Source organism: Sphingobium sp. LMC3-1-1.1 (assembly GCF_040676285.1).
Taxonomy (GTDB): domain Bacteria; phylum Pseudomonadota; class Alphaproteobacteria; order Sphingomonadales; family Sphingomonadaceae; genus Sphingobium.
Window position 1 is genome coordinate 1 of record NZ_JBEGHQ010000017.1, and the last position, 7845, is coordinate 7845.

The window sequence follows — 7845 nt, forward strand, 5'->3', positions numbered from 1 at the left end:
GCGGCTCGGCCTTGTCGGGCGAGATCATCGTAACGGCGCAGCGTCGCGAGCAGAGCATCCAGAAGGTGGGCATCGCCATCACCGCCTTTTCCGGCGACCAGTTGCGCGCCCTCAATGTGACTGATTCTCCCCAGATCGCAGCGATTACGCCCGGCGTGCACATCGGCGGCGCGCTTGGCGGCCAGAACAGCCAGTACACGATCCGCGGCGTCACCCAGAATGACTTCAGCGACATCACCGAAGCGCCGAACGCGGTTTATCTCGACGATGGTTACATCGCGATCGGCCAGGGCCAGACTTTCGCCCTGTTCGACATCGACCGCGTCGAAGTGCTGAAGGGGCCGCAGGGTACGCTGTTCGGCCGCAACGCAACCGGCGGGCTTGTCCGCTACATCTCGCGCAAGCCCAATCTGGACAAGTTCGAAGGCTTTGTCGACGTCAATTACGGGATGTATGATTCTCCGGGATCGCCCGGCGCATTCCATGGTGAAGCGGCGATCAACGTGCCTATCAGCAGCACGTTGGCGACGCGCTTCGCTGTCATGTGGAACAAGGCGCAAGGATATGTGCGCAACCGTTATCCGCTCGACGCCGTCGGCGGGTCGCCGGGCCCCGGCGCGGGCGCCAATCTGGGCGACGACAACACGCTGGCCGGGCGTATGACCACCTTGTTCGAGCCCAATGACGGGGTACGGGTGCTACTCTCGGTGAATGGGGCAAGGACCATTCAGGCGACGTCCCCTTATCAATCAAAGCCTACGATTGGAGTTTTCAACGCTGGTGGAGAGCAGATCAACACGATCGACGCTTCGCCCACAGAGACTCGCGCCTCGATTGGCGCGAACGGTCAGGATTATGGATCGGACCTCAACAACGACGGCGTCTTTGGCGACAGTTTCGGTCGGGCGGCCGCTGGCGGAGATTTCTTCGGCTACAAGGATCCGGACGGCTCAGGGCCACTCACCTCGCAAGACTTTTCATTCCGTAAGGGAAATCACATCCGGACCTGGGGCGTCAACCTCAACGGCGAGTTCGACTTGAGCGACGGCGTCACGTTGGCGTCGGTGACTGACTACAAGCACTTCTTCAAGTTCAGCTTGTTGGATATCGAAGGCAGCCCGACTAACCTGGTTGGCGGTTATAATGGCGTTAGCGCTTACACGTTCAGCCAGGAAGTCCGGCTGACAGGAAAGAGCGACCTTGTCGACTGGACAGGCGGTCTTTACTATCTTCACATCACGAGCCGTTCGAACTCGGCGCTGAGGTTCCCGCCCGGCGGTGTTGCGTCGACGCCGGCACCTTTCGATGTTGGTGTCGACGCGAACCTGATAACCAATTCCTACTCGGCCTTCGGACAGTTGGATTGGCACATCGCCCCGCGGCTGACCTTGATCACGGGCGCGCGGATCATCCGCGAGCAGAAGAAATACGACTTCTTCCATGGTATCTGGCCCGTCCAGACCGCGCTGCAGCCTCAGAGCGGGACGCCGATCGTCATCGGCCCAGTATTTGGCCCGAATGGACCGATGCCTTACGCCGACAAGTCCGGCAAGACACTGTGGGCCGGCAAGGTCCAGCTCGATTTCCAGGTCAATCCGGACCTGCTCATCTATGCAGGCGTCAATCGTGGTGTGAAGGCGGGCAGCTACAACGCCACCAATCCAGGCGGTGCCTATCCGGTGCCTCTAAGCCTCATCCCCTATAAGCCGGAAATTCTTACCAATTACGAGGGCGGCTTCAAATATACGTTCCCCGATCAGGTAACGCGTTTCAATGCATCCGTGTACTATTATGATTACAAGGACTATCAGGCATTCCTCTTCGCGGGCGTCGGTGGCGTCGTCATCAATGCCGATGACAGAACCTACGGTGGCGAGGCCAGCCTCGCTACATCGCCTGTCAGGGGCCTCGATGTCGGTCTTTCCGTTTCCTATTTCGATGCGAAGGTGAAGGATGTGCCGCTTCGGGCAGGAGGTCCGATCGTGCGCGATGTCAAGCCGGTCTATGCGCCGCCACTGCAGGGCAATGCCTTTGTACGATATGAATGGCAGGCTTTCGGCGGCAAGCTGTCGGTCCAGAGTGACGCGAGCTATACCGACCCATTCTACTACAACCTCCGCAATTTCGACGGAGACAAGTTCGGCAGGGCGGTGATGGTCAATGCCGGGATCGGCTGGTCGAACGACAACTGGGAGCTGAACTTCCGTGTCAAGAACCTGACCAACGTGAACCCTGGGGTCGTGGGCTTCGACCTGGCGACCCTGTGCGGTTGCAACGCGGTCTCCTACAAGCCGCCCCGCTTCTTCCAGCTCGGTGCGCGGTACAATTTTTGATTACCTCATGCATATGGGGTCTCGCCTTAGTGTGTAGTTGACTTCGGCGAATGTCCCGGCCGGTTACCGGACCGGTCGGGACATGATGATGTGCCGGGATTAGCAAGGATATGCCATGGTGCACTCCCCGACTGACAGCTCTGATCCTGCCTCCGAATGGAAGGGTAGGGGGTTCGGGTTCCTCGGTCTGGGCCGCTGGATCATCGCGCCCTTGGCACCTGAAGCTGCTTTTGATCCGACTGAGTCAGATCGCCGCTTTAGATCTTTTAGTTACCGCGATTCCTTGAACGGCGATGGTTTCCCGCCCTGGAAACCCGTTGATCAGCCGCTCGCTGATCAACATATTGATTGCTATTCCAGAGATCGTTGGGGGCCGTTGCGGGGAGAGGGCAATTCACCTGGTCCCATTGTCAGGTGGCTAGAGGACGACCGCACGGCAACTAAACCCGATCTTCAATCCCAAACCCTTCATTTTGCAAAGGACGGATATCATGTTTGTAGTTAGAAATCCCCAGTCGATCGCCAACCCGGTGGGGCCATACAGCCATTCGGTCGAGATTCCGGCCGGAGCGCGCATCCTGTCGATTGCTGGACAGGCCGGCATCCGGCCCGATGGAACGCTGGCTGAGGGCTTCGAGGCGCAGCACGAGGAAATCTGGAAGAACGTTCTGGCCATTCTCGCCGAAGCGAACATGGGTCCGGAAAACCTGGTTCACCTCAACGTCTATTCGACCGATGCAAGCGCCATCCGCTTTGTCGGCCCGCACCGGAAGAAGTATCTGCCTGAAGGTTACCTGCCGACCTCGACCTGGGTTGTGGTGTCGGCGCTCGCCAATCCCAACTGGGTCGTAGAGATGGAAGCCATCGCGGCGAAGGTCGATTGATCGCTTTGCATTGCCCCTGGCCGCAAACATGCCGGTCGGGGGCAATGCAGGCATCGGAAGCAGGTGAAGCCTTGATGTTGCCAAGTTGAGGCTGTGCGCCGGAGAGCTTCTGGAGATCGAGAACATTGTTATTTTGATCCTGCTTTTGATGTCATGCCTGGGAGGGTATCGTGAACGCCATCGTTTTTCCGGATCTCACTGACGCCATAGTTCAGCTTCGCATTATATGCGGCCTCCTCTTCATTCCGCATATTATTGGGCAGTTTACCGTCAAGGACGCCGTCTTCGCATTTTTTGAGACCGCCGGGCTCAAGCCTGCATGGATCTTTGTGCGGACTGCGCTGGTCGTTCAGACGCTCGCGCTGCTCGGCATGGTGCTGGGGATCTATGTATTCTACGCGGCGTGGCTGGGCGGAATCTTCATGATCTGCGCGGGGCTGGCGGCGTTCAAAGTCTCCAAGGGGCGCTGGTTCTGGAACCTGGGCGGCTGCGAGTTCCACATGTTCTGGGGCTTGTGCTGCATCATCGTCGCGCTTCACAGCCCGGCATAAGGCGTGGAGGCGATCGCCGAGCCGGGCAGATCGTTGACACCCCTAAGTAATTCCCGGAGTAACGACATGGCATTCAATATTCCTGACGTGGACATCGATATCTACTCGGCGGAGGCGCTTGCCAATCCATACGAGAATTATCGTATTTTCCGGGACACGGCCCCGATCGTGCGCCTTCCCAAATACGACCTCTATCTCATGGCGCGGTTTGCGGATGTGCAGGGGGCGCTGAAGAACAACACCTTGTTCGCGTCCGGGGACGGCGTCGCGATGAACGACCTGATGAACAAGGCGATTGCGGGCAGCACGCTTCATACGGATGCGCCTTACCACAGCACCTTGCGCTCGATCGTCAGCCGGCCGCTTACCCCCGCCCGATTGACCGAGTTGCGTCAGGGACTTTACGATCTCGCCGAAAATCTGGTCGAGCGCCTGGTGGCCAAGGGCGATTTCGATGCCGCGAGCGAACTTGCGCCATATCTTCCGGTCACGGTGGTCTCCGAACTCGTCGGCCTGCCCGAGGAAGGGCGTGAACGGATGCTCATATGGGCCGGCGCGGTGTTCAACTCCTTGGGACCACGGGGTCTGGAACTGACGGAAACCGCGCTCCCGATAGTGGACGAAATGGTGACCTATGCCCGCGGTTGCACCGCCGATCGGGTGAAGCCGGGCAGTTGGGTCGCCAAACTCTACGAAGCGGTCGAGGCCGGCGAACTCAGGCCCGAGCAGGTCGGGCCGGTGATGGGCGACTATCTGGGGCCGAGCCTGGATACCACCATCCTTGCCACGGGCAGTGCGATCGCCCTGTTTGCCCAGAACCCCGATCAATGGGACAAACTGCGCGCGAACCCGACGCTGATCCCCAATGCGGTCAATGAAGCGATCCGGGTCGAAAGTCCGATACAGGGCTTTTCCCGCGTATTGACGGATGATTTTTCGGTGGAAGACCAGCGCCTTCACAAGGGTGCGCGAGTCCTGGTGATGTATGCGTCGGGCAATCGCGACGAACGGCGTTGGGAAGACCCCGAGCGGTTCGATATCACGCGTCGCGCGAACGAGCAGCTGGGCTTTGGCCACGGCATCCACATGTGCATGGGTGCCAATCTCGCCCGGATGGAAATCTCGGCGCTGCTCTCTGCCCTGATCCGCCGGGTCGAACGGTTCGACCTGCACGAGGCGGAGCGCATCTCGAACAATGTCCTGCGCGGTTACAAATCGCTCAAGCTGACCGCGCATGCCGCGCAGTGAAGGGGAAGCCGGCTGGCCATGTCTCGTGATCAGGATGACCAATAGCCTGTGGTTTCGTCCGCTAAGAGATATGCGATATGAAAGAGCAACCCTGCCCGAAGGAATGCGGCCATGAGTGACAACAGTCTCTCCGAAACCATCGAGGACCATGCCCTGGAACGGGTGCCCGACGATCAGCGTCAGGGATGGCTGGCATTGACGTGGAATACGGCGGGCGTGGTGGTTTCGCTGGTGCAGTTGTTCTTTGGCGCGCTGGTGACATTTGTCGCGGGGTTCCAGGCCGCACTTGTCGCGGGCCTGATCGTGATGCTGATTTGCTGGCCCCTGAGCTGGGCGAGTTCCCATGTCGCCTATCGTACTGGCCTCTCCAGCACGGTCATGTCGCGATATTTCGGGTTCGGCAAGAAAGGGTCGATAATATCCTCGATCATATATTCGTTCATGATCATCGGCTTTCTCGCTCTTGAGAATGCACTGCTGTATCGAGGATTTTTATTCTACTTCAAGCTTTCCGATACGTTGACCACGAAGATCCTGATCTATGGGTTGATGACGGTTCTCTGGATTGTCCTGACATCCTACGGGTTCAAGCTGATCGCCCGCGCATCGTCCATAACCCTCACTTTATCACTGGTGGTGCTGGCTTATATCACTTACCTCGTGGTCTCCAACGGCGACCGGTCGGTCGAAAGCCTTGTTTCGTTCGGTCCCCAGTTCTCCCACGATGTTCTCAAGGGCATGGGCGCCGATAGTCCCGCGGGCAGGTTCATCTTTGCGATAAATGTCCTGATCGGATCAGCGGGAGGGATGGCGATGTTCGGCGCGGACATCGGCAGATATGCCCGCCGATCGAAGGATGTCGGGATTTCAACGCTGATTGGTCTCCTGTCATTGGATATCCTGATGCTCTGGCTTGGCGGCATCATCATGTATGCTGGCGGCCCTGCACTTGTTGATTTCTACACGCAGACCGCCGGAATGACCCATGAGGCAGCGCAGAGAGCATCGCTCGAAAGCCCGGACAGCATTGTAGCGGCCTTCGTGGTGCTGGGAGGGGCGATGGGGGCGTGGCTCCTGGTTCTCGCGCAAGGCAAGACGCAGGTTTTGAACAACTACGCGGCTTCGCTTTCCCTTTCCAACCTGTTCGATGCACTTAATTTGCGAATGGGGCGGTTGACCTTTGTCGTCCTTGCAAACGTCATTGGGCTCCTGATGCTTTATGGAAGCATTCTCGAACTGATTGATTCCTGGGTGACGATATTGGGAGTGCTGGTGACGGCATTTGCCGGAATTGTCGTTGCTGACTATTATATTGTGAAAACATTGCTCGGAAGAGAGCCGAAGGCTGTTCAGGAAGAGCCGGAGAATGTGAATTGGGCAGGGGTCGTGACATTGCTCGTCTCCGCCTTCATGGCCCACTATGTCCTCGCGAGCATCTTGCCGATCCAGGCGATAACGACCCTCATCATCTCGATCCTGCTCTATCCGCTGTTGCGCACAACCGTCCTGAAGCCGACGGGGAGGGGGTCTGGCCACCTTCCCGAGGCCATTGATGATCCGGTTACTATTTTGGACGGCGCCCCCGCAGCGTCTCCAAGCCAGGTCTCCTGACGACCTCGAAGCTGATTGAGAAAAGCTGTACAGATCGACCGAATATCAAGGGAGAATATCCATGTCATTACTGAACCAATTGGCTACGGCTCTCTCAAGCGGGTCGGTGGAGATCATCGACCTCACCCATACGCTGGAGGAGCGCACACCGATCTTCAAACTGCCTGACCAGTTCGCCCAGCAAATTCAGGTTTTCCGACTGGAGGAAATCTCCCGCTTCGATGAGCGCGGGCCGGACTGGTACTGGAACAATATTCACTGTGGTGAACATACCGGGACGCACTTCGACGCGCCGGTGCACTGGATTTCTGGCCGGCATTACGAAGATGGCGCGACCGACACGATTCCGGTCAGGAAGTTCATGGCTCCCGCCTGCGTGATCGACGTTTCCGAGCGCGCGGGGGAGGACGAAGAATTTGTAACCACCATGGACGACATTGAGAAATGGGAAGCCGAACATGGCCGTATTCCCGCCGGTTCTTGGGCCCTCATCCGTACGGGATGGTCATCCCGCAATTATACCGATCGGTTTCTCAATATGCGCGAGGATGGCGGTCACTGGCCGGGCAACCACCCCGATGTTGCAAAATTCCTGGCGCATGAGCGCGATGTTATCGGCATCGGTACCGAACCTGTTGGAACGGATGCTGGTCAGGGCGCCACCTTTTCCCAGCCGAATCCTTGCCATCACTACATGCATGGAAGCAATAAATTTGGCCTGTCGAGCCTTGCAAACCTGCATCTCCTGCCTCCCACTGGCTCAATGCTGATCACGCCGCCGCTCAAGATCAAGGACGGTTCGGGCAGTCCTTTGCGCGTATTGGCGTTGGTCGAGCGTTAAGCCGCACCATGCAAGCGGCCGCCGGCAGTTCTGGCGGCTGCCGGCTGGATCTATGCCAGGTTTGCATGAGACAGCCTTGGTGCATCGCCTGATATGATGGTGCATTGATCAGAATTCGTGCGCCCTCCGGCCTACTGTCATGGACATCATGCGCAAGGACTGGTCGACGAGCTTGGTCATCGCATGACGGCGGTTGTCGGTTATTACGGCTCGCATTGATGGACGGGCGCGGTGGACACGGAGTTTTGTAATGAAGGTAGTTTTCATAGGTCTTGGACGCATGGGGCAGGCGATGGCCCGGCGGCTGCTGGATGCGGGCCATGACCTTGTGGTGTGGAACCGCACGCCGGATCGGCTGCGCGAACTGCTTGACCTGG

General features: G+C 58.3%; 7 protein-coding genes. All 7 read left to right on the forward strand.

The features are described 5' to 3' along the window. Positions 1-2333, forward strand: a 2333-nt coding sequence (locus MRBLMC3_RS13355) for a TonB-dependent receptor (RefSeq protein WP_363829555.1), incomplete at its 5' end; no start/stop codon positions are given. Positions 2334-2824: 491 nt separating this feature from the next. Beyond that, positions 2825-3217: a RidA family protein gene (locus tag MRBLMC3_RS13360; RefSeq protein WP_133655157.1), complete on the forward strand. Its 393-nt coding sequence runs from the start codon at positions 2825-2827 to the stop codon at positions 3215-3217. A 170-nt stretch (positions 3218-3387) separates the two neighbouring features. Then, positions 3388-3768, forward strand: a complete 381-nt coding sequence (locus MRBLMC3_RS13365) for a DoxX family protein (RefSeq protein ID WP_166666496.1) — start codon at positions 3388-3390, stop codon at positions 3766-3768. A gap of 66 nt (positions 3769-3834) precedes the next feature. After that, positions 3835-5016, forward strand: a complete 1182-nt coding sequence (locus tag MRBLMC3_RS13370; RefSeq protein WP_363736929.1) for a cytochrome P450 — start codon at positions 3835-3837, stop codon at positions 5014-5016. 111 nt (positions 5017-5127) lie between these two features. Further along, entirely contained in the window at positions 5128-6627 is a 1500-nt protein-coding gene (locus tag MRBLMC3_RS13375) for a purine-cytosine permease family protein (protein WP_363829557.1), read from the forward strand. 61 nt (positions 6628-6688) lie between these two features. Then, positions 6689-7468: a cyclase family protein gene (locus tag MRBLMC3_RS13380; RefSeq protein ID WP_133655153.1), complete on the forward strand. Its 780-nt coding sequence runs from the start codon at positions 6689-6691 to the stop codon at positions 7466-7468. 250 nt (positions 7469-7718) lie between these two features. Continuing rightward, positions 7719-7845, forward strand: a 127-nt coding sequence (locus MRBLMC3_RS13385; RefSeq protein WP_363828282.1) for an NAD(P)-binding domain-containing protein, incomplete at its 3' end; no start/stop codon positions are given.

Bases quoted from the DNA above. Each gene is read 5' to 3' on its own strand.
- MRBLMC3_RS13380 (WP_133655153.1), top strand. From the start codon at position 6,689: ATGTCATTACTGAACCAATTGGCTACGGCTCTCTCAAGCGGGTCGGTG.
- MRBLMC3_RS13370 (WP_363736929.1), top strand. From the start codon at position 3,835: ATGGCATTCAATATTCCTGACGTGGACATCGATATCTACTCGGCGGAG.
- MRBLMC3_RS13360 (WP_133655157.1), top strand. From the start codon at position 2,825: ATGTTTGTAGTTAGAAATCCCCAGTCGATCGCCAACCCGGTGGGGCCA.
- MRBLMC3_RS13375 (WP_363829557.1), top strand. From the start codon at position 5,128: ATGAGTGACAACAGTCTCTCCGAAACCATCGAGGACCATGCCCTGGAA.